Here is a 24,306-nt window from a genome sequence, read left to right on the forward strand (position 1 = left end):
GGTATTTTTTATAAAAATGTTTGGAAATAATATAATTTCTTAATAAAATATTTTACTTGATAAAATAAAAAGTGTATTGTTTTCGATAGATTACAAGCAGGAAATAAAAAGAAAAGTCAAAAAAGAGCTAGGAATAGAAAATGTTTTCTCAACATCTGAAAATTCTGAATACAAGAAAAAGAATTGAGCTTTTGTGGGATTAATTGTTAATATACCCTTGTATTACCAATTGATTGAAAAGGGGGATTTTGACATGAAACTAAAAATGAAAGTTAAAAAGGCTACGCAACAAGATAATCAATGTGTATGTTTATTATTATGCTAGTTTGAGAAAAGAAGGTGTGCAAGCACCTTCTTTTTCAATGGAATGGGGAGAAAAAGATGAGATTAAAAACAAGTTTGAATTTTAGAGGGTATCCAAATAGAAATGAAATTGTTTATTACGATGGCGAAGAACGAGTGATTGAAGTGAATGAATTTGAAAAGCTATGGTCATTACTGAAAATTTTGGAAAGCCCGAAAGAAGATGTTCATACAAAAATACAGGAATGGAAAAATAACAACGACATAGAGGATGAGGAGTTACATCAAATTCTCCAATTTATAAATGAGAATGGAATGTTATATGAAAAGCGTTGTGACAAGATGGATGAGGAACAATTATATAATATAAGAAACTTTCATTATTTCAGTACACACGATTCTACTATATATGCAGATGCGATTGTTCAAAGGATAAAAAAGGTAAAAGTAGTTGTAATCGGGGCTGGAACGATAGGTGCAACATTATGTATGACATTATCTAAACTTGGTGTCGGAGAGATTATTGTTATCGATTTTGATACGGTACAACTAAAAAATATTAGAGCGCAGACAATATTTCAAAAAGAAGATACGAATAAGAAAAAAATACATGTTATCCAAGAAAAGTTAAAGAAAATGGATCCGTATGTTAAAGTTCAAGTGTATGATATGAAAATCGAAACAATCCATGATTTGTTACGAGTAGACTTACATGATGTGCATTATATTTTTGGATGTTTTGATGAATCTTCACTTCAATTGCAAAAAGATATAATGAATTATTGTGATAAGGAAAAGATTCAATATTATTTGATGGGATACCATAATGATTTTGTCAAAGTGTTTCATGTAAGCAATCGGAATGATGGAGAGAGACTGCTTGAAGAGAGTTTTCAAAACTATCATACAGAATATGTTATTCGAGAAAATAGGGGGACGATCATTCAAAGCCTAGCTGTTTCGCTTATAATTAGTCGGATTCTATTCGAGGACATAACAAAAAGCAGTTGTACAGTGCCAAGTGGGTATCATTTTGACTTTATTACATTTCAAACTTCTCATAACCGTCAATCTATCTCGAGAGAACCATTCGTTCAATCATTGCAAAGAATTATGCCCTTTGACCAAGAACAATTAAATCGGAAGATAGAATTCCTTTTCAATATTATTGATAAAAAAGAGAAAGTGACGATTCTTCCGAAAGTAATAGAAATGGATATTTTATCTATGCACCAAGTGTTTGACATTTTATTTCATATAGGTCAAATTGCTAGCTTACAGTTAGAAGATCACTACAATAAATTTATAGAACTGATGAATGAAATAGACGAAACAGAAGACCCAGAACATAATGAATATGAACAATATCTACAATTCATTCGTAGCATGAAAATAAATTATGAAGATGAGGTATACACCATATTTGAAATTTTTGAAATGATTCGCAACACGAAGGATTATGAGGAAAAGAAAAAAATGCAAAGCGGAATCTATGAAGTATTGAAACAGAATGGTGACACACTGCTTTCGTTTTTTGTAAACAGTAAGAAGAAGTATTTAGCTTTAGAAATCCCGAATTATTGCATGGAAGTCTTTGGCGTTAAAGAGGAAACGTTACATATACTCGAAAATGAGTTGCAAAAGAAGTTCCATACATTACTTACGAAAAGTCTATCTATGATGTTTTCAAATTCATTTCATGAAATTGGCGTAGACTTTTTATCATATAATGAAGAAGAACACAGTATGATTACACTGGATGAGGCAAAACATTTCATCGTTACAAGTTTAGAGAAAGATGGGAAGCATCATTTTGTTCATTATATAGAGCGAATGTTCGAGGAGAATTTTATACAAGTATATAATAATGTTGAAGTAAATAAAACATACTATTTTCCAAGTATGAAGGAGAGTAGAATTGTATTTAACTATCATAATGATATGGATAGTGTATTTGTGCTATGCCATGAATTAGGACATGCTTATTTTAACCAAAGTTATGGACATACATTTTTTGACGATAGTACACAATTAGTTAACGAAATGATGGCATACTATTTTGAAATTATTTGTATTCAATCAATGCTAGGAAATGAAGAGATAAAGATTGAAATGAAACAAGAAATAGCACGACAATATATAAAAAGAATACATCAAACTGTCTTATCCACATACGGAGTTCACTTGTTAGAAAAAAGCTTAGTTAAGCATATAGAGGAACACGGAACCATTTCGTTACTCGACTTTTTGAAAATTCGTGATGAATATAATCAACATTCTTTTTTTAAAGGGATCAAATTTAAAAATGAAAAGTATTTTTATTTAAATCCACTTTTGAAATCTTCATTTATGCTTGAATTTGGAGAGCATCTTTTACCCCCAATGGCATATTTACTTGCGGTTAGTTTATACAATGACCGAAGTGAAACAAGTATTCCAAAAGATATTCGAATGCAAGAGGCTATATATAATGGGGTATATTGTACAGAAGAGTTTTTATCTTATGTAGCAAAGGATGTTCCTTATGATGAACGTATGAAACAAGCAATTCATACACTTTTAGAACTGTTTTGTAAACTGGAATCATTTACGATGAAGGATGAAGTATATTCCAATTAAAAATAAAAAAGTTATGAATAGAGACATGTCTCCATTCATAACTTTTTTATTTTGTTTCGAAATTTAACGAGAAAAGAAGACTTATGTAAGAGGAGGCATATTGCTAAACTTTTCAAGGAAAAGGGTGTAGAATGGTTATCTAAGAAGGAAGGTGTGAAAATGGCCAGCTGGAAAAGAAATTTAATGATTTGTTGGCTTGGTTGTTTTACCACTGCAGCCGGTATGAGTTTAGTAATTCCTTTCCTATCCTTTTATATTGAGAAACTTGGCGTGACTGGAACTTCTAATATCGCACAGTGGTCAGGAATTGCATTTGGGGTAACATTTTTAATGGGTGCCATTGTATCGCCTTTATGGGGGAAACTTGGTGATACACATGGACGAAAATTGATGCTTATTCGTGCTAGTCTCGGTATGGCGATTATTATGACACTTATGGGATTTGTGACAAATGTGTATCAATTAGTTGCCCTTCGCTTTTTAATGGGAGCGGTATCTGGTTTTCTTTCTACAGCAATGACATTTATTGCTGCAGAAACACCGAAAGAGCATTCTGGTTGGGCGATTTCTACAATCTCAACTGGGGGGGTTAGTGGTTCCTTACTTGGACCAATGCTCGGTGGGTATTTATCAGAGTTAATTGGTATGAGATATGTATTTTTCGTAACAGGCGCTTTTTTATTTCTATCCTTTATTATTGTCTTTTTCTTTTTAAAGGAAGAAAATCGTTCTGTTCAACCGAAAAAAGCACAACCGAAAAAAGTATGGACGATGGTTCCAGCAAAACATTTTATTATGAGCTTATTTGTCGTTACATTTATGATTCAACTTGCAAATATGTCGATACAACCTATTATTACATTATATGTAAAGCATTTGGCGGGGGCGCACACAGCGCATATTGAAACCATCGCGGGGGCTGTTATGTCCGCAACAGGCTTGGCTGTAATTTTAGCAGCTCCTCGATTAGGACGTTTATCTGATCATATTGGTCCGCAAAAAACATTGATTGTAGCTTTGTTTGTTGCAGGGATTGTTTTTATTCCACAAGCTTTTGTGACCTCTGCTTGGCAATTGTTAATTTTACGATTTCTTTTAGGAATTGCACAAGCTGGATTATTACCTTCTGTACAAACGCTACTAAAAAAACACACACCAAATCACATCACTGGCCGTATTTTTGGATATAATCAATCCTTTCAATTTTTAGGAAATATGATTGGTCCCGTACTTGGAGGGCAGGTAGCCGCGCATGCTGGTTTCCAATATGTATTCTTTTCAACTGCCGCGCTATTATTTATAGCTTGTATTTGGGTATATTTCCATAATAGACATGCAGAAGTGACAGGAAAAGAAGGATTGAAAGTTAGTTAACAAGGTGAATAAATATAAAGTGAAGCATAATTTATATAGTTTCAGTTTATAAGAATCGAATTTTAGGACATTATAAAAAGCACATCACCATAAAAATGTGATGTGCTTTTTCTGTGTCGAACTCCGTTAACAGAACTTTTATCGTTCGGTCTGTTAACGGGAATATATGACTCAAACAAAGATGGTAATAAAGTGATAATTTATTTAAGAGAATGCAAAATTATCATAAAGCTAACCAAATTGTTGTTTAGGAGGATTTTTATTTACCATGGTTTACTCAGAACACAAAGTATCATCATAATAAGTTGATGTTTGGAAGAAACTTGTGTTTAGATCTATCTGACTTAAAAGGTTTTGTCAGCAATAGATTTTTCTAATACTTTTAACTTTCTAGTTATGAATTTTTTATACGGAATGTTACTAACATGTCTACGTTTCCATAACAAAGAATGTAAAAATAGCATTACCATCTATTGTTTGACAATTATATTTTAAGCAAACTTTAGTAAAAAAATCAATAGCATAGAATAAATCTTTTAACAAAATTTTGAGAGAATTCTTCTTTAAGTACGTAAAGGGCATACTTCAAAAGTTGTTTTCGTCCTATAACTGAGAAGCTTCCACTTCAAACTTTGCTAATTCTCTTCATACAAATTAAAACTGAAAGCAAAGATAGCTTAATGTTCCAAGCTCATAGCTACGATGAATGACTTTTCCTTTCGTATCTCCACTACCCATAGCGATGAAAAGAGGGACAAAATGTTCTGGTCTTGGAACGGCTAAATGTGCATGAGGAGCATTTGTTTCCCAATGAAATAAAGCATTTGTATCATTTTTTTCTACATGATGAATGATCCAATCATCGAACTCTATTGCCCATTTTTCAGGTTCTGTTTGGCCCCATTTCAGTGCTCGTAAGTTATGAACCGTAACCCCGCTACCAATTACTAAAATATTTTCTTGACCGAGTCCTTTGATAGCTTGTCCAATTTCAAATTGTTCTTTTACTGGAAGGAATGGATGCACAGAAATTTGAATAACAGGTATATTAGCTTTTGGATACATGCGGTGAAGTAGCGTCCATGAACCGTGGTCTAATCCGCGAGTTATATCTCTTCGCACAGGAATTCCTTTACTTTTAAACTTTGCTTCTAATAATGATGCAATGGTAGAAGAACCTTTTGCTTTATATTTGATTTCGTATAATTCGGGAGGGAATCCTCCAAAATCGTAAATCGTTTCATATTCATCATCAGAGGATGAAATTGTTAACATTTCACTTTCCCAATGAGCTGTAAATATCACAATTGCTTTCGGTGTATATATTTCGCCAAGTGTTTTTAGAAAACGTGTATAATCTGTATCTTGAATCGCAAGCATGGGTGAACCATGAGCTAAAAATAATGATGGCATCATAAATGAACCTCCTAAAAAATATATAGTTACTTTATGTAAGTAACTATATATTTTTATTGTTTATATGTCAATACATTTATCCATTCATTTGTTACAAGAATCATAGTAAGAGGTGTTCATATTAAAAAGTACATCAAACAGGAAGTGTTTGTCAGGGGAGAGAGAATTACATATAATACATAATAAGAATTATGAATACTCATTCATTTTATGATGTATATGGAATAGATTTAGGGGGCGATTACAATGAAATTACAAGAAAGCTTCGTTACGGTATCAGATGGGTCTGAAATTTATTTATACAAGTGGCTACCAGAAAACGAACTTCGAGGCATTATACAAATTGCCCACGGCATGACAGAACATGCAGGGGTTTATACAGAATGTGTTAAGGCATTCATACAAGCTGGATACGGTGTTTATGCTCATGATCATAAGGGACATGGAAAGACAGTAAAGAGAGAAGACGATTATGGGCACTTTGAACCAGAAGTAGGCTGGGATCAAGCTGTTTCTGATATTATTTTTGTATCGGAGTTTATTCGGAAGGAGCAAACATGTCCACTTTTTTTATTGGGACATAGTATGGGCTCTTTTTTATCTAGACGTGCTGTACAACTTCGAGGCGAATTATATGATGGTTTTCTTATTTCTGGGACAGGTGGAAACCCAGGGTTGTTAGGGATAATAGGTCATAAAATAGCAACGATTGAAATGAAGCTTCGTGGTACAAAAACGAAAAGCCCGATGTTAAACTTTTTATCGTTCGGAAATTTCAACTCGCATTTTAAACCAAATCGAACAAAGTTTGATTGGTTATCTTCCGATACAAGCCAAGTTGATAAATATATAGAAGATCCATTGTGCGGATTTATTTGCTCAACAAGTTTTTATCGTGAATTATTTAAAGGTGTACTTGAAGTGAACAAAGTAAAGGAATATGAGAAAACGCCTAAAGATCTGCCTATCCATATTTTTTCTGGAGATCGTGATCCAGTAGGGAATATGGGGAAAGGTGTAAAAGAAGTATATGATACATATAAAAAATGCGGTATAAAAGATGTAACACTTCGCTTATATGAAAATGGGAGACATGAAATGTTTCATGAAGTAAATCGAGAAGAGGTTTTTCAAGATGTAATCTCCTGGTTAAATGAACATACTGCGTAAGAAAAGCTCTCACTAGAAATATAAGTCGGAGCTTTTTATTTAAATATATATTTTTTATGATGTGAAGAATGATTATAGATTAATAGTTTACATGAAAGGAGAATAAATGATGATCATTCGAGAAACGATATTAGAAGAAGCAAATGAACTAAGTAAACTCGCACTTCTTTCAAAGGCAACGTGGGACTATAGTACGCAATTTCTAGCAGCTTGTAAGGAAGATTTAACAATTACGGAAGCATATATAAAAAACAATTATGTCTATGTTTTAGAAAATGCGGGAGTAACAATTGGCTTTTTTTCATTTATACGTAAAGATAGAGATATTCTTGATTTTCTCTATTTACATCCGCATTACAAGGGGAAAGGGTATGGAAAAATGTTATGGAAAGCTGTTGTAGAAAAAGCAATTGAATTAGGGATAACATGCTTTATCATTGAGAGCGATCCAAATGCAAAAGGATATTATATGAAAATGGGAGCAAAGTTAATTGGAGAAACGCCTTCAACAGTATTGAAAGGTCGGAGTTTACCTCTTTTGCAGTATGATGTATAAAGCGGTTCATATATAGGGGATGATGAAATGGAAGAGTTAACTTGGGAGGAAATATGTAAAGTGCTCATGAAATCGTGGTCACTTGAAACGAGCTCCAAATGGTCAGAAAGAAATCCAGCGAAAGGACAATGCGGTGTAACAGCACTTGTAGTAAACGATTTCTTTGGTGGTGAAATAAAGAAGACGAGAGTCGGTGAAGATTGGCATTTTTATAATGTGATAGATGGCAGGAGATATGATTTTACAGCAGTGCAATTTAAGGAGGAAATCATTTACGAGGATACGATTTCAAGCAGAGAAGAAGCGTTTGCGGATACAAATAGAACACAATATAATACGCTAAAACAAAATGTATGTAGGGAATACAAGAAACTTTTGACTCTTTAAAATGATTAAGTTACTATAATAGTAGTAACCAATTGAGGTAGAATTATATTTTAAAGAATCGAGAGGGGAAATATTTTTGAAAACAGCTTATGTAAGCGCTACAATTGTGACGCTTAATGAACAAAATGAAGTATTTGAAAATGGATATATTATTGTAGAGGATCATACGATTATAGAAGTGCAACATGGAGATTTTTCTAAACACGATCAAGTGGATGAGGTCGTTGATTTAAAAGGAAAATGGTTATTACCAGGTCTTGTGAATACACATACTCATATTGTAATGAGTCTTTTGCGCGGTATCGGGGATGATATGTTATTACAACCGTGGCTTGAAACGAGAATTTGGCCTCTTGAACGTCAATTCACTCCAGAGCTTGCCGTTGCGAGTACAGAACTTGGTTTGTTAGAAATGGTGAAAAGTGGGACAACAACCTTTTCGGATATGTTTAACCCAATTGGTATCGACCAAGATGCGATTATGGAAACGGTTCGTAATAGTGGAATGCGTGCAGCGGTTTCAAGAACTTTATTTAGTTTTGGTACAAAAGAAGATGAGAAAAAAGCAATTCAAGAAGCAGAGAAATATGTGAAACGATATTATCGTGAACATGATATGTTAACAACGATGGTTGCACCTCATAGTCCATATACATGTTCTACAGAAATGTTAGAAGAGTGTGCAAGAATTGCAATGGAAAACAATACGATGGTTCATATTCATCTTTCAGAAACAGAGCGCGAAGTACAAGATATTGAAAAGCAGTATGGGAAACGCCCTGTAGAATATATCGAGAGCTGCGGTTTATTTAAGAGACCGACAGTCATTGCGCATGGTGTTGTGCTCAATGAAAATGAGCGCACTTTCTTAGCTGAACATGATGTGCGTGTAGCGCATAATCCAAATAGTAATTTAAAGCTTGGGTCTGGAATTGCAAATGTGAAAGCAATGCTAGAAGCGGGTATTAAAGTAGGGATTGCAACTGATAGCGTGGCATCTAACAATAATTTAGATATGTTTGAAGAAATGCGCATTGCAACTTTATTACAAAAAGGAATTCATCAAGATGCAACTGCATTACCAGTTGAAACGGCTCTTTCACTCGCAACAAAAGGAGCAGCAGAAGTAATTGGGATGAAACAGACAGGTTCTATTGAAAGAGGAAAGTGTGCGGATTTTATTACGATTGATCCAGCAAAAAAACCTCACTTGCAACCAGCTGAAGAAGTATTATCCCATCTTGTTTATGCAGCAAGTGGAAAAGATGTGTCTGATGTTGTCATCAATGGAAAACAAATTATGTGGAACGGCGAGTGCAAAACATTAGATGAAGAGAGAATCATTTTTGAGGCTAGACGTTATAAGCATGGTTTGCAAATGTAATTCGTATAAGAATGCTATTTTTTCGTGAAATCGAAAAAATAGCATTTTTAAATTGATAAGCGGATAAAGATTCATGGAGGTGTAACACTTTTTCAGTAAACTTTCTGCTATAATAAAGAGCGTTTTATAATAATTATTGAATGTAAGGAGAATAATTCATGAAGCAAGAAAAGAGTCGCTTACTTATGCTTACCATTATGACATTTTTTATTTTAGCAGCTTGTAATAAAAGCGAGGATAAAATACATAAAGAAGCTCAAAAACAAGTGTTAAACGTAACGATAGCAGAAGAAATGCCATCTCTTGATGTAGCGAAAGCAATGGATGGCACATCGGCACATGTAATGCAAAATATATTTGAAGGATTATATGTATTAGATCGTGATGATAAACCAATCCCTGGTGTTGCTGAGTCATTTGAGAAAAGCGGAGATGGTAAGAAATATACATTTCATTTGCGCAAAAATGCAAAATGGTCCAATGGTGAATCGGTAACTGCACATGATTTCATTTTTTCTTGGAAGCGAACATTAGCTTCTGACACAGCCTCTCCCTATGCTTACATGTTATTTGACATAAAAAATGCAAAAGAAATAAATAAAGGTGAATTACATGTAGATCAACTGGGAGCGAAAGCGTTAGATGATTATACATTAGAGGTACAATTAAATAGGCCTATTCCTTATTTTCTACAATTGTTAACATTGCCGATTTATTTACCGCAACATGAACCATTTGTGAAAGAACAAGGGGAACGTTATGGGTTAGAACCTAACCATCTTATTTATAATGGGGCATTTGTACTAGAGGAATGGAAGCATGAGCAAGAGTTTCAGTTGAAGAGAAACGAGACATATTGGGATAAAGAAAAAGTGAAATTAGACGAAATAAATTTTCACATTGTAAAAGATACAGCGACAGCTGTGAATTTGTATGAATCTGGCGTACTTGATCGAACACCTATTAATTCTACCTTTGTAGATCGTTACAAAAATAACAAAGAGTTACACATGTCAAGTGAATCAGCAATTGCTATGCTTCGCTTTCATGAAGGAGATGCGTTACTAGCAAACAAAAAAGTTCGCCAGGCCATTTCATTTGCCATAAATAAAAAAGAAATGGTAAATCATTTTATTAATAATGGTGCAGTTCCTGCATATGGCTTAATTCCTAGCGGATATGAAAATGAAGTAACTAAAAAAGATTTTCGGAAGGAAAATGGAGAGATCGCAGGTTATGACGTTGAAAAAGCAAAGGAACTTTGGAGTGAAGCGAAAAAAGAGCTTGGTACTGAAAAGGTTACGATAGAATTTCTGACATTTGAGCAAGATAATGCAAAACGCCTAGCGGAGTATATAAAAGGAGAGTTAGAAAAACATTTAAGCGGTTTAACATTACAAATTAAACAGCAACCATTCAAACAAAAATTACAATTAGAGCAAACTGGACAGTACGATATTTCAATGGTCATATGGGGACCTGATTATAAGGATCCCATTAATTACTTAGAATTATTTACGACAGATAGTCCGAATAATCGGATGCAATATTCTAATCCCGATTATGATAACTTAATTAAGCAGGCTAAATATGATATTGTATTAGATTCAAAGAAAAGATGGGAAACCTTGCAACTAGCGGAACGAATCATATTGGAAGATGCAGCTGTGGCACCTCTTTATTATAAAGGTTCTGCATATATGCAAAAAGAATATGTAAAAGGCATTGAAGAACATCAATTCGGTGGCATATATACGTACAAATTTGCCTATATAGATAAGAAATAATAGAGACTTGCTACAAGAAAGAGTAGAGTGCTTGAGTGAAAAGTGCTTTACTGCTCTTATTTTCTCGAATGTAAAGAGGTTTAAAAACTTATGGAGCAGATGTACTAGCCTCTGGTACAGTTGTATCTGTTCAAAATGATGAATTTGACTTAAAGCCCGGAGCGGATGATTCTAATTCTATGGTTGGGAATCACATATATATACGTTTAGATGAAACAGGAACATATTTAGTACTAGCCCATTTGAAGAAAGGATCCGTACGAGTGAAGAAAGGTCAGCATATAAAAGAAGGCACAGTCGTTGCGAATGTTGGGAATTCTGGAAATTCTAGTGAGCCCCATTTACACATACATCATCAGCGGCAAGATCCATCGAAAACAAGTATATTTCTAACGGAAGGACTTCCTTTATATTTTCGAGGGATTCAAGGTCCTGCAGCGCCAAAAGGTGGCGTTCGAATAGAGCAGGGAAAAGATGTTCCAGTAGGGGACAGTGTAATCCCGTTACCTCTCTAATTTTGGTGAAAAGAGAGAAGGAAAAAAGATCTCATCTATATTTGATGAGATCTTTTTTCTATTGACCTGTAAATGTTTGATACAGTAAGAAAATATTTAAGGCGATAACGAGTGCGGCAATAATCCAAGCCATTACAGTCGTTATGGGATGGTTGGAAAGTAATCCCATAATTTTTTTACTGCTTGTAAATATAATAAGTGGGACAAGTGCAAAAGCGATTCCAAATGATAATACAACTTGACTCATAACGAGAGCATATGTTGGATTTACCCCTAAGGCGATAATAACAAGTGGTGGAACCATTGTAATAAAGCGTCGTAAATATAAAGGGATGTGCATTCGAATAAACCCTTGCATAATAATGTCACCAGACATTGTTCCGACAGAAGAACTAGATAAGCCTGCAGATAATAATCCAACTCCAAAAAGGCTGGCGGATATCGGTCCCGCTAAGTTACCGAATTCTCTAAAAGCGACATCTAAATCTTCAACGTGCAATCCGTTTTTAAAGAAAAGAGCCGCAGCTACGATGAGCATACTTGCATTAATTGCTCCGGCAATCACCATAGCAATCATAATATCGATGAACTCAAAGCGGAAAATTTGTTTGCGCTGTTCATCTGTTGTTCCTACAACGCGGCGCTGTGTTAAAGCAGAATGTAAGTAGATGGCATGTGGCATTACTGTTGCTCCTAAAATGCCAGCTGCAAGTAAAATGCTATCTACACCTTGGAATTTTGGGATAAATAGTCCTGATAGAAGAGGGCTTAGCTCTGGTTTTGCATAGAATACTTGTACACCAAATGCAACAACAACGATAAAGACCATCCCTGTAATGATAGCCTCTAATGGTCTAAAGCCGCGGCGCTGAAATTCGAGTATAATAAATGATCCAGCTGCAGTAATGAAAGCGGCTGGTAACATGGGAATGCCAAATAGTAAATATAAACCTAAAGCAGCTCCGATAAATTCGGCTAAATCAGTGGCCATAATAACGAGCTCACCTTGTATCCATAAACCGATTGAAACTGGTTTTGGAAAATGTTCGCGTGCTACTTCAGGAAGGTTTTTACCAGTTGCAATTCCGAGTTTTGCTGAGAGAGTCTGGATTAAAACCGCCATTAAATTAGAAGCGAGAATGACCCAAAGTAATAAATAACCATATTGTGAACCCGCTGCAATATTTGTCGCAAAGTTTCCAGGATCAATATAAGCAACAGAAGCGATAAAGGCAGGCCCAAGAAAAGGAAGCAGTCTTTTTAGTCCCTTTATTTCACCACTTAAAGCAAGATGAGCAGATTGACTAGTTGTACTTTGCGGAGGGATGTTTTTCTCTTTTGTTATATTATTAGTCATAGTGGTTTCCCCCTTTAATTCTTAACGTAATGAAACTATTGTATGGATTCTTATTAAGCATTTCAATACATTTAAATATTTTCGTAATACCTTTATTTGAACACGAATGTTTCCTTAATGCAAATTATATGACTATACACAAAAAAGTGCGTGTGAGAATGAAGAAAGAAATCACTATGTAACAAAAATAAAAAAGACGATGCATATAGAATGAAACGCTAGATATTTTGGATCGTAAAGAAAATAACCTATAATTTGGAATGGAAAAAAGACTTTTCTCTTTGTAAATAAGCCTTATAGCATATAAATTGCTGGAAACTAAATTGTATGTTATATAATATATTAGGATTACAACATAACCATAGTGTTTTGTATGTAATCTTGCTTTTTTGTTAACTTATGGAAAATTATAATTAGAAGAAAATGATGTATATATAACTTGGCATGCATTCTCTTATTATTATATGTTTTGATATAATCGTTAACTTATACACGTAATTTTAAAATTTAGATAGGTGGTAGAAATGCATTGGCAATAAAAAAACCATATAGAGTGTTACTGTATTATATGTATACAACAATTGAAAATCCTGAAGAATTTGCTGCGGAGCACTTACAATTTTGTAATTCGCTTGAATTAAAAGGAAGAATTCTTGTCGCAAAAGAGGGGATTAATGGAACGGCTTCAGGTACTACCGAGCAAACGGAAAAATATATGGAAGCAATGAAGAACGATCCGCGTTTTGCTGGAATCGTTTTTAAAGTAGATGAAGCAGATGGGCATGCTTTCAAAAAAATGCATGTACGTCCTCGCTCAGAACTTGTTACGCTTCGCTTAGAAGATGATATTAATCCAAAAGAGCTAACTGGAAAATATTTAGAACCAAAAGAGTTTTATGAAGCGATGCAACAAGAAGAGACGATTGTAATTGATGCACGGAATGACTATGAATATGATTTAGGGCATTTTAGAGGTGCGATTAAACCGGAGATTAAATCATTCCGTGAATTACCAAATTGGATTAAGGAAAATAAGGAAGTACTTGAAGGGAAAAAGATTTTAACGTATTGTACAGGCGGAATTCGTTGTGAAAAATTTTCCGGTTGGTTAGTGCGAGAAGGATTTGAAGATGTAAGTCAGCTTCATGGTGGAATTGTCACATATGGTAAAGACCCTGAGGTTCAAGGTGAACTATGGGACGGACAATGTTACGTATTTGATGAGCGTATCGCTGTTCCGGTAAACCAAAAAGAACATGTTATTGTGGGCAGAGATCATTTTACAAACGAGCCATGTGAGCGTTATGTAAATTGTGCAAATCCAGAATGTAATAAGCAAATTTTATGTTCAGAAGAAAACGAAGCGAAATATTTACGTGCATGTTCTCATGAATGCCGCGTTCATCCACGAAATCGCTATGTAAAAGAACACGAATTAACAGAAGAACAAGTCGCTGCTGCATTAGAAAAAATTGAAGCAGAAAATCAAGTGAAACTAGGATAATCTTTTTTAGTAGCTGCCTATAAGTCGGTGAAACCGACTTATAGGCAGCCTTTTTTAATTTTATAAACAGAAGAGACTATGCACAATTACATATTCGCGAAATAATTATTTCAATATAACACTATCTCTTGTGGAGAAACAAGCTTTTTTACTATTATGCATAGATATTTTAAATTGAAAAATCTTGATTACTTTATTTTAAAATAAGGAGATAAATCATTGGAGATAAAGGGAAATAAAATAGTTCTTTACGTTAATAAGGCGCTGTGTTTAAATAATTTTACAGTACAGAACTTGAATGAAAAACAAAAGATTGTTTTCTACGATTTTGCTAAAAATGAATAATATTTTCATGTAATTTATGCAATGCGTAAATGGGCCCATTTTTCTATGCTTTTTAGTAAATTCAAGTTTGTGTTGTATTTTCAATTTCGTAAATAGGAAGAGAGTGCAAGGGCTGAATGTTAATTGTCCCTATTTATGAAGGGTAACAACTGAATCTGTATAAAAAATAAATTGTTAATTTATACATTAGGAGGAATTAAAGTGAAAAAGACTTTAATTGCGGGGTTATTGGCTACAGCAGCATCTACAAGTTGGTTTACCGATGTAAACGCTTACTACGAAGGGGAGCAATCTGGATTACAGCCAATGTATGCACAAAATGTAATGACTCCAAATACATTTTCAAATTCAATTAGAATGTTAGGAGCGCAGTCCCCGCTTATACAAGCATATGGATTGATTATTTTGCAGCAACCGGATATTAAGGTGAGCGCGATGAGTAGTTTGACGAATCATCAAAAGTTTGCAAAGGCAAATGTTCGAGAATGGATTGATGAATATAATCCAAAGTTAATTGATTTAAATCAGGAAATGATGAGGTACAGCATAAGGTTTAATAGCTATTACAACAAATTATATGGATTAGCGGAAAAAATAAATGAGGATGAACAAGCAGCGGTCGATTTTACAAATGCCTATGGAAAACTTCAAGGGCAGGTACAAATGATTCAGGATAATATGGAACAAACATTGTTTGAGTTAAACAGGTTTAAAGCACTGTTAACGAAAGATAGCCAAAGCTTATCACAAAAGGCCGATGAGGCTATTCAATCATTGCAAGGGGCAAATGGAGATATTGTTAAGATAAGAGCAGAGATAAAAAGAATACAAGAAGAAATTCAAACAGACCTTAGTGATATTTTAAATCGGCCACAAGAAATCGTCAAAGGATCTATTCATATAGGAAAAAAAGTATTTACAATAACAAATCAAACAGCGCAAACAAAAACGATAGACTTTGTTTCAATTGATTCTTTAAGCGATGAAATTGTAAATGCTGCGGATAGTCAAACAAGAGAAATAGCCTTACGGATTCAACAAAAGCAAAAAGAGTTACTACCGCTAATTCAAAAATTAGCAAAAACGGAAGCAGAGGTAACAGAAATTACTTTTGTTGAAGATCAAGTAAGCAGCTTTACGGAGCTCGTTGATCGACAAATTACAACTTTAGAATATGTATTAAATGATTGGAAAGTATTGAATCAGAATATGATCCAAATCAAAACAAATATTGACTCTGGAACATATACAAACGGTAGTCTGCTTCAAAAGCATTTCAATCAGCTAAAGAAATCTAGCGATGAGATAAAAAAACAAACGAGTCAATTTGAAGATTACATTACGAACGTCGAAGTACATTCGTGAAAAAAGCATACATATTGCATGATTAGGGAGAGAAAGAAAATGAATAAAAAACCTTCTAAAGTAATGACTTTATCAGCACTTATGATGGGGTTTGCAGCAGGAAATATGATGCCAGCGCATACTTTTGCAGCAGAAAATATGAAATCAGTTTCAGTTCATGCGGTGGCGAAAGCATATCATGAATATGAAGAGTATTCACTAGGTCCAGAGGGATTAAAAGATGCAATGGAACGCACTGGTTCGAATGCTTTAGTAATGGATTTATATGCTTTAACAATAATAAAACAAGGAAATGTTAGTTTTGGAAATGTAACAACGGTTGATGCTCCTTTAAGGGCAAAAATTGTGCAGCACCAAAATACAGCGCGAAGTAATGCAAAACAATGGTTAGATGTATTGAAGCCGCAGCTTATTTCTACAAATCAAAATATCATTAATTATAATACGAAATTCCAAAATTATTATGATACTTTAGTGAAAGCTGTAGATACGAAAGATAAAGCAACTCTGACAAAGGGATTAACAAGGTTGTCTAATAGTATTACAGAAAATAAAGAACAAGTTGACAAGTTAGTAGAAGATTTGAAACGATTCCGGAATAAAATGACAGCAGATACACAAAACTTCAAAACGGATGCAAATCAAATTACATCTATTTTAGCTAGTCAAGACGCAGGAATTCCACTATTGCAAAGTCAAATCACAACATACAATGAGGCGATGAGTAAGTATAATGCACTTATTATTGGTTCCTCTGTAGCCACAGCTTTAGGCCCAATTGCGATTATAGGTGGTACAGTTGTCATCGCCACTGGAGCGGGAACGCCGTTAGGAGTGGCACTAATCGCAGGCGGTACAGCAGCAGTAGGTGGAGGTACAACGGGAATTGTTTTAGCAAAAAAAGAACTTGACAATGCACAGGCAGAAATTCAAAAAATAACAGGTAAAATTACTACTGCACAATTAGAAGTAGCAGGGTTAACAAATATTAAAATGCAAACAGAATATTTAACAAATACAATTGACACTGCGATTACAGCGTTACAAAATATTTCAAATCAGTGGCATACAATGGGAGCAAAATATCATTCATTACTTCAAAATGTAGATTCTATTAGTCCTGAAGAGCTTGTGTTTATGAAAGAAGATCTTAGCATCGCAAAAGATAGCTGGAAAAATATTAAAGATTATGCGGAGAAAATTTATGCTGAGGATATTCAAGTAGTAGATAGGGAAAAAGTATAATGCTCTTTTAATTTATATATTTTTATGTAACAATTTATAATATGTGCAATAAAGAATAGGGGAAAAATATGTACAAGCATTTCTATCAAAAATGTCTATTATCTATCATGATTATTGGAGTCACAATAAATCATGCATTTCCTCTGCATTCTGTTGCCGAAGAACAAAAAGGTGCAGGAAATGATTCTCTTGGTCCAGCAGGCTTTCAAGAGGCAATGGTGCAAACAACATCAAGCATTTTTGCAATGGATTCATATGCAAAATTAATTCTTGATCAACAAGAAACAGATTTACATAAGATAAACTCCATTCACGGTGATGTAAGACGAGATATAATCCAACATCAAAGAGATGCAAAAATGAATGCAACAAATTGGATCCATCAAATGAAACCACAAATTATGAAAGTGGATCAAAAGATTATCGATTTTCATACTATTTTTCAAGCGCAATACAACAGCATGCTATTGGCAGTTGATCAGAAAGATCGTGACACATTAAAAGCGAATTTAGAAACATTGTATACGAACATTTTACGCAATCAAAAGGAAGTAGATGCTTTATTAGAGGAGTTAAAAGCGTTCCGGGAGAGAATGGTGAAAGATACAACTCGTTTTAAAAATGATGCGGATCAATTAACTGCGATTTTGGCAAGTACAAATGCAGGGATTCCAGCGCTAGAGCAACAAATTCAGACATATAATGATTCTATAAAAAAGAGCAATGACATGGTCATAGCTGGAGGTGTACTTTGTGTGACTTTACTTACCTGTCTTGCAGGTGGACCGATGATTGCTGTGGCTAAAAAAGATATTGCAAATGCTGAGCGAGAAATCGCGAATGTAAAGGCAAAAATTTCTGGAGTACAAGCGGAGATTGCCATTTTAACAGACGTGAAAAATAAGACAATAAATATGACAGAAACAATTGATGCCGCAATTACAGCGTTACAAAATATTTCAAATCAATGGTATATAGTAGGGGCAAAATATAATAACTTATTGCAAAATGTAAAAGGAATTAGCCCTGAAGAGTTTCATTTTATTAAAGAAGATTTGAATGTAGCAAAAGATAGTTGGAGGGATGTAAAAACATATACAGAAAAACTGCACGAAAGCATAAAAAAGTAGTAGATAGAATCTACTGCTTTTTTTGTCTTCGTTTTGATAGAGGGGAGGAAAGGTCGAATAGTCGAAATTTCGAGAATAAACCTGTATAATGCTTGTAATGAAAGGGAAATACAGGAAAGGATATGTAATGAGTTACTATGGATAAAGAAAAACAACAATTAAGTGTTGAAGTTGCAAGATTATATTATCAATCTGATTATAGTCAACAAGAGATTGCCAATAAGCTGAATATTTCAAGGCCAACCGTTTCAAGACTGCTAAAGTATGCAAAGGAAAAAGGCTTTGTTCAAATTACAATAACAGATCCATTTGCTAATTTAGACAATGTCGGAAATTTACTGAAAGAAAAATATAATTTGTTAGAAACACATGTCGTATTTTCTCCTGTACCAGAATATGCAACAATAACAGATTATATTAGCAAATATGCTGCTGAATATATGGAGAAAACGGTAAAAAATGGAGATATCGTTGGGGTAAGCTGGGGAACGACGATGTATGAAATCGCTCGAAAAATGGCACCGCAGCCTGTAAAGGGAGTAGAAGTAGTTCAATTAAAGGGGGGCATTAGTCATTCGAGTGTAAATACATATGCAAATGAGACGATTGCTTTATTTGCAGATGCTTTTCAAACAACGCCAAGAAATTTACCGCTTCCTGTTATATTTGATAATGCGATAACGAAGGAACTAGTAGAGCAAGATAGACATATTCATCATATTATTGAAATGGGGAAACAAGCGAATATTGCTATTTTTACTGTTGGAACTGTGCGTGATGAAGCACTGTTATTCCGGTTAGGGTATTTGGATCAGGACGAAATGGATCTCTTGAAAAAGCAAGCAGTCGGTGATATTTGTTCACGCTTTTTTGATAACGATGGGAATATTAGTAGTGAGGACATTAATCGGCGTACAATTGGAATTGAACTAGAAGAATTAAAATTAAAGAAACGTTCGATTCTTGTTGCAGGAGGTTCGCGAAAAGTAAAGGCAATCGACGGTGCATTAAGAGGGAAATATGCGAATATCTTAATTATAGATCAGCATACAGCAAAAGAATTATTACATTATCAAAAAGATTAAAATAAGGGCTTTCTCAAACCTATTATTTTGGGAAAGGCTTTTCCATATACAGTTCATTTTAATATAAGAAAATAAGAGGATAATACTTTATGAAGTATGGAAAAGAAGGCTCCTTGGTGGATTGTTCTTTTCAAAAACTAGAGATTTCGTCATGATAGTTCTTGATTTTTAAAAACGATAAATGAACATAATTTCAAAAGCGTATTTACATGTGTTCAAATGAAGGTTAAAATGGAGTTGTTAAAAGAGATAAGGAGTGAAAGATATGAACATTGCAAAGTTAATTGATCATACAGTTTTGAAACCGAATTCTAAAAAAGAAGATGTAATGAAAGTCATTGAAGAGGCAAAGAAATATAATTTTGCTTCCGTTTGTATTAATCCTACATGGGTAAAATTAGCTGCTGAAGAATTAGCAGGACATGATGTGGATGTTTGTACTGTGATTGGATTTCCATTAGGTGCAAATACGACTGAAACAAAAGTATTTGAAACAAAAGATGTAATTGCTAAAGGTGCAACGGAAGTAGATATGGTAATCAACGTAGGTGCTTTAAAAGATGGTGATGATGAATTCGTTGAAAAGGATATTCGTGAAGTTGTACAAGCAGCAAAAGGAAAAGCACTTGTTAAAGTTATTATCGAAACATGCCTATTAACAGATGAGGAAAAAGTACGTGCTTGTGAATTATCAGTGAAAGCTGGTGCAGATTTTGTAAAAACTTCAACAGGCTTCTCAACTGGTGGAGCGACTGCTGAAGATATCGCATTAATGCGTAAGACAGTAGGACCAAATGTTGGGGTAAAAGCATCTGGTGGCGTTCGTACACGTGAAGATGCAGAAAAAATGATTGAAGCTGGTGCTTCAAGAATCGGAGCTAGTGCAAGTGTTGCGATTGTATTAAATGACGAAAAAGGCGCTACAGACAATTATTAAGTAAAAAATAGATAAGGAGCAATAGATACACATATAGAGTATCTATTGCTTTCCCATTTAAAAAAGTGTAAGCGGATACGAAGGAGGGGGAGGTTTGTTATAAAATATGTTCTAAGTATCGCTTGATTAGCAAGTAATATATAGAAGGAAAGTGAAATTTCATCTTTAGAATATATCGAGTTTAGGGAGGAAATAACATGGATAAAAAAAAGTATATTGAAGCAGCAACAAAGATGCTAGAAAAAGCTTACATTCCATATTCTAAATTTCCTGTTGGTGCGGCACTCGTTACAAAAGAAGGTAAAATCTATACGGGTTGTAATATAGAAAATGCATCATATGGATTATGTAACTGTGCTGAAAGAACGGCGATCTTTAAAGCGGTATCAGAAGGGGAACGTCATTTTAGCTATTTAGTAGTTACAGGTAAAACGGATGGGCCTATTTCACCATGCGGAGCTTGTAGACAAGTGATTGCGGAATTTTGTGATCCCAAAATGCCAGTATTATTAACAAATGTCAAAGGTGATGAAAAGGAAGTAACAGTTGAGCAGCTATTACCTGGTGCATTTTTAAACGGCGATTTAGTTTAATTTCATTTTGATAAGATAAAAGAGAGCCGAAAATTTTCATATAAATATCGGCTCTTTTTACGTGCTAAATGCTATTCATTTAGCAGAATTAGATTTTCCGAATTACAAATTTCCATTCAGTATCTTATAATTTTTGTGATTGACTACTGTTCTATCGAATTCAAAAGTGCCACCGCTTATATTTGTGATTTCAACTAATACAGATTCACTGTATAGTTTCACGACTGAGCCTGTAATGGTAACATTTCCACGCTCAAATTGTATCATATCTCCAACATTTGCTTTCATAGAACCACCCCAATGAACAGAAATATTTTTATATTATATACATTAAAACATGAATTGTTGCATTCGTGAATATTTAATTGCATTTATTAAAGGAAAAGAACTATAAGATAGAAAAAATAAAAGAAAGTTTATTTTGAATTTCGTTTTTTCTATACGTATTCTCTAAACTTGGCAATATGACCGTTATATCAAATCATGAGTTTCTATTGTGAAGGCGGAAAGAATAAGCGTATAATATATAGGTCTTATACATAAATACATTGCGAATGATAAAAAGAAAGATTTATGTATCATCGCTTTTAACAGATCAAATGAAAAGTAACACTGGAATTTAGATAGGGAGTTATAAAATGAAATTAATTATTGCCGAGAAACCAGATCAAGGTTTAGCTCTTGTTTCACAATTTAAATACCGCCGGAAAGATGGGTATTTAGAAGTAGAAGCAAATGAGTTATTTCCAAATGGAGCTTATTGTACATGGGCAATTGGTCATTTAACGCAGTTATGTAATCCAGAACATTATCACGCTGAGTGGAAAAAATGGTCGCTTGATACGTTACCGATGATTCCAGAGCGTTTTCAATTTGAAGTAACAAAGTCGAAATATAAACAATTTAATGTGGTGAAACAGCTGTTACATAATCCGCAAGTGACCGAAATCATTCATGCAGGTGATGCAGGACGTGAAGGGGAACTGATTGTGCGAAATATTATTAACCTTTGTAATGTGCAAAAGCCGATGAAACGTCTTTGGATCTCATCTTTGACAAAACAGGCTATTTATCAAGGGTTTAAAAACTTACTTGATGAATCAGATACGATCAATACGTACTATGAAGCATATACAAGATCTTGCGCCGATTGGGTCGTTGGCATGAATGCATCGCGCGTCTATAGCATTTTACTAAAGAAAAAAGGAATGAATGATGTTTTTTCTGCTGGACGTGTTCAAACGCCAACATTAGCGTTAATTGTAAAACGTGAAAAAGAAATAGAAAACTTTAAATCAGAACCGTTTTGGGAAGTGTTCGCAACCTTTAATATTGAAGGTAAGAAATATGAGGGTAAATGGGAAAAAGATGGTGAATCCCGCTTAAAAGACCCTGATATGGCGAATAAAATTGCCGCTTTTTGCCAAGGAAAACCAGCTGAAGTAAAAGAAGTGAAAACGGAGCGCAAGGAATTTCAGCCGCCGCTTTTATTTAATTTGTCATCGCTACAAGCAACGGCGAATAAAGCATTTAAATTTTCACCGAAAAAAACATTAGATATTACACAAGCGTTGTATCAAAAAGGGATTGTTTCTTATCCTCGTTCTGACTCGAACTATGTAACACAAGGTGAGGCAGCAACGTTTCCTGATATTTTGCAAAAGTTAAGTCAATTTGATGAATATAAAGGAGTGTTGCCAGCCCCAATTGAATCGATTAGGAATAATAAGCGTTATGTGAATGAAAAGAAAGTGACAGATCACTATGCGATTATACCGACAGAACAAGTTACGAATCCAAATAAGCTATCTGGTGATGAAAAGAAAATTTACGATATGATTGTAAGAAGACTGATTGCCGCTCATTATGAAGTTGCTATTTTCGACTATACAACAATAACAACCCTTGTAGATGGACGGGCTGAATTTATTTCAAAAGGGAAACAACAAATTCAAGAAGGATGGCGGAAAGTCATCTTTCAAGATGATAAGGACGATGAAACGATCCTTCCAATTGTTACAGAAGGGGAAGAAGGAAAAGTTGTAAAAGTGAAAGTAAAAGAAGGAAAAACGCAGCCGCCGAAGCGTTATACAGAAGGGCAATTGATTACGTTAATGAAAACGGCAGGAAAATATTTAGATAATGAAGAGCTTGAAAAAGTGTTAAAGAAAACAGAAGGGTTAGGGACGGAAGCGACTCGGGCTGGTATTATTACAATGCTGAAAGACCGTAAATATATAGATGTGAAGAAAAACCAAGTGTATGCAACGGATAAAGGGAAAGTACTTATTACAGCGATTGGGGATAAAATTTTAGCTTCACCAGAAATGACAGCAAAGTGGGAGCAACGTCTTGCAGAAATTGGAGAAGGAAAAGCATCACCAGCGACTTTCATGGAACAAACGAAGAAGCTATCTGCAAAAATTATTGAAGATGCAATTGAAATGTCTGAGAAATGGGATTTCACAGGCTTAGATGTAGAATCGATTGAACGAAAAGGATCAAAATTTACAACGGGGAAAAAAGTAGGGAAATGTAAAAAATGTGATGGCGATGTGATCGATAAGTCTACTTTTTACGGTTGTTCGAACTATAATACAACAAAATGTGATTTTACAATTTCAAAAAAAATATTAGGCAAAACAATCTCACAAAAAAATATGACAAAACTATTGAAAGGTGAACAAACTGACTTAATTAAAGGATTTAAGAAAAATGATAAAACGTTTGATGCAAAGTTAGAATGGAAAGATAATAAAATAAACTTTGTGTTTGAAAATTAATAGTTGTTAACTAATAAAAAAGTGTTTTACGAATATGAAATGACAAAAATAATACGTCTATGCATTTTTGAAAATAAACCCCTGATTCCCTTTGAATGAGCTGGACCACTGATGTGAGACAGGAGTAAAACACCTACGCTACCTGTTCCCTATACTCAATCGGGGACAGGTAGTTTCATTTTTTAAACGGTTATATGTGATTAGAATCATGCAGGAAATGATTCCCTTTTTCTAGTACGATAGAATTTGTAAGACATTCCTTTTTCTAGTACGATAGAATTTGTAAGACATTCCTTTTTTGGTTGTAGCATTCTTCGGACTTTATGGTGGAGTGGAAGGATTCGATGACGGCATGATCGAAGCGGTTTCCTTTCCGAGACATGCTTGTGATAATGCCTTTTTCTACGGTTAAATGCTGAAAAACATTCTAATGATTTGAATGTATTACTTT

General features: G+C 34.2%; 18 protein-coding genes and 1 pseudogene. 16 read left to right on the forward strand and 3 right to left on the reverse strand.

Going from position 1 to position 24,306, the window contains the following annotated elements:
- The first annotated feature begins 381 nt into the window (after positions 1-381).
- Both MR059_RS02145 and MR059_RS02150 read left to right on the forward strand, forming a co-directional pair.
- Complete coding sequence (locus MR059_RS02145; RefSeq protein WP_242161467.1) at positions 382-2,922, forward strand: ThiF family adenylyltransferase; 2,541 nt, start codon at positions 382-384, stop codon at positions 2,920-2,922.
- 159 nt (positions 2,923-3,081) lie between these two features.
- Positions 3,082-4,296: a multidrug efflux MFS transporter gene (locus MR059_RS02150; protein WP_012093946.1), complete on the forward strand. Its 1,215-nt coding sequence runs from the start codon at positions 3,082-3,084 to the stop codon at positions 4,294-4,296.
- A gap of 654 nt (positions 4,297-4,950) precedes the next feature.
- Here MR059_RS02150 and MR059_RS02155 read toward each other — a convergent pair.
- A complete protein-coding gene (locus MR059_RS02155) occupies positions 4,951-5,712 on the reverse strand; it encodes a DODA-type extradiol aromatic ring-opening family dioxygenase (RefSeq protein WP_242161469.1) in 762 nt (253 codons plus the stop codon).
- A 246-nt stretch (positions 5,713-5,958) separates the two neighbouring features.
- On the opposite strand from MR059_RS02155, the gene MR059_RS02160 reads away from it, so the two are divergent.
- From MR059_RS02160 to MR059_RS02185, 6 genes and pseudogenes are all read left to right on the forward strand, one after another.
- Positions 5,959-6,882: an alpha/beta fold hydrolase gene (locus MR059_RS02160; protein ID WP_012093948.1), complete on the forward strand. Its 924-nt coding sequence runs from the start codon at positions 5,959-5,961 to the stop codon at positions 6,880-6,882.
- Between the two features lie 109 nt (positions 6,883-6,991).
- Positions 6,992-7,438: a GNAT family N-acetyltransferase gene (locus MR059_RS02165; protein WP_041809637.1), complete on the forward strand. Its 447-nt coding sequence runs from the start codon at positions 6,992-6,994 to the stop codon at positions 7,436-7,438.
- A gap of 27 nt (positions 7,439-7,465) precedes the next feature.
- Positions 7,466-7,825, forward strand: a complete 360-nt coding sequence (locus MR059_RS02170; RefSeq protein ID WP_012093950.1) for a YunG family protein — start codon at positions 7,466-7,468, stop codon at positions 7,823-7,825.
- Positions 7,826-7,901: 76 nt separating this feature from the next.
- A complete protein-coding gene (locus MR059_RS02175) occupies positions 7,902-9,209 on the forward strand; it encodes a bifunctional S-methyl-5'-thioadenosine deaminase/S-adenosylhomocysteine deaminase (RefSeq protein ID WP_048722767.1) in 1,308 nt (435 codons plus the stop codon).
- 158 nt (positions 9,210-9,367) lie between these two features.
- Positions 9,368-10,996, forward strand: a complete 1,629-nt coding sequence (locus MR059_RS02180) for a peptide ABC transporter substrate-binding protein (RefSeq protein ID WP_048722768.1) — start codon at positions 9,368-9,370, stop codon at positions 10,994-10,996.
- 89 nt (positions 10,997-11,085) lie between these two features.
- A pseudogene (locus MR059_RS02185) lies at positions 11,086-11,511 on the forward strand (M23 family metallopeptidase); the annotation flags it as partial.
- Positions 11,512-11,569: 58 nt separating this feature from the next.
- On the opposite strand, the gene MR059_RS02190 reads toward MR059_RS02185, so the two are convergent.
- On the reverse strand, positions 11,570-12,868 hold the full coding sequence (locus tag MR059_RS02190; protein ID WP_242161471.1) for an Nramp family divalent metal transporter: 1,299 nt from the start codon (positions 12,866-12,868) through the stop codon (positions 11,570-11,572).
- A 529-nt stretch (positions 12,869-13,397) separates the two neighbouring features.
- On the opposite strand from MR059_RS02190, the gene trhO reads away from it, so the two are divergent.
- The 7 genes from trhO to MR059_RS02225 all read left to right on the forward strand — a co-directional run bounded on the left by trhO (position 13,398) and on the right by MR059_RS02225 (position 21,072).
- Complete coding sequence (trhO, locus tag MR059_RS02195) at positions 13,398-14,372, forward strand: oxygen-dependent tRNA uridine(34) hydroxylase TrhO (protein WP_012093955.1); 975 nt, start codon at positions 13,398-13,400, stop codon at positions 14,370-14,372.
- 546 nt (positions 14,373-14,918) lie between these two features.
- On the forward strand, positions 14,919-16,082 hold the full coding sequence (gene nheA / locus MR059_RS02200; RefSeq protein ID WP_012093956.1) for a non-hemolytic enterotoxin subunit A: 1,164 nt from the start codon (positions 14,919-14,921) through the stop codon (positions 16,080-16,082).
- A gap of 39 nt (positions 16,083-16,121) precedes the next feature.
- Entirely contained in the window at positions 16,122-17,327 is a 1,206-nt protein-coding gene (nheB, locus tag MR059_RS02205; protein ID WP_242161473.1) for a non-hemolytic enterotoxin subunit B, read from the forward strand.
- Positions 17,328-17,395: 68 nt separating this feature from the next.
- On the forward strand, positions 17,396-18,457 hold the full coding sequence (nheC, locus tag MR059_RS02210) for a non-hemolytic enterotoxin subunit C (RefSeq protein ID WP_242161475.1): 1,062 nt from the start codon (positions 17,396-17,398) through the stop codon (positions 18,455-18,457).
- Positions 18,458-18,594: 137 nt separating this feature from the next.
- On the forward strand, positions 18,595-19,542 hold the full coding sequence (locus MR059_RS02215) for a sugar-binding transcriptional regulator (protein ID WP_012093959.1): 948 nt from the start codon (positions 18,595-18,597) through the stop codon (positions 19,540-19,542).
- A gap of 265 nt (positions 19,543-19,807) precedes the next feature.
- Positions 19,808-20,479, forward strand: a complete 672-nt coding sequence (gene deoC, locus MR059_RS02220) for a deoxyribose-phosphate aldolase (RefSeq protein WP_012093960.1) — start codon at positions 19,808-19,810, stop codon at positions 20,477-20,479.
- A 197-nt stretch (positions 20,480-20,676) separates the two neighbouring features.
- Positions 20,677-21,072 (forward strand): cytidine deaminase, encoded by a 396-nt coding sequence (locus tag MR059_RS02225; protein WP_012093961.1) that lies wholly within the window; start codon positions 20,677-20,679, stop codon positions 21,070-21,072.
- Positions 21,073-21,174: 102 nt separating this feature from the next.
- Here MR059_RS02225 and MR059_RS02230 read toward each other — a convergent pair whose 3' ends face one another.
- Positions 21,175-21,360, reverse strand: coding sequence for a YkvS family protein (locus MR059_RS02230; protein ID WP_012093962.1), 186 nt, complete (start codon positions 21,358-21,360; stop codon positions 21,175-21,177).
- 350 nt (positions 21,361-21,710) lie between these two features.
- On the opposite strand from MR059_RS02230, the gene topB reads away from it, so the two are divergent.
- Positions 21,711-23,855 (forward strand): DNA topoisomerase III, encoded by a 2,145-nt coding sequence (topB, locus tag MR059_RS02235; RefSeq protein WP_012093963.1) that lies wholly within the window; start codon positions 21,711-21,713, stop codon positions 23,853-23,855.
- Positions 23,856-24,306: the final 451 nt, after the last annotated feature.

The organism is Bacillus cereus group sp. BfR-BA-01522 (assembly GCF_022662635.1).
GTDB classification, from domain to species: Bacteria; Bacillota; Bacilli; order Bacillales; family Bacillaceae_G; genus Bacillus_A; species Bacillus_A cytotoxicus.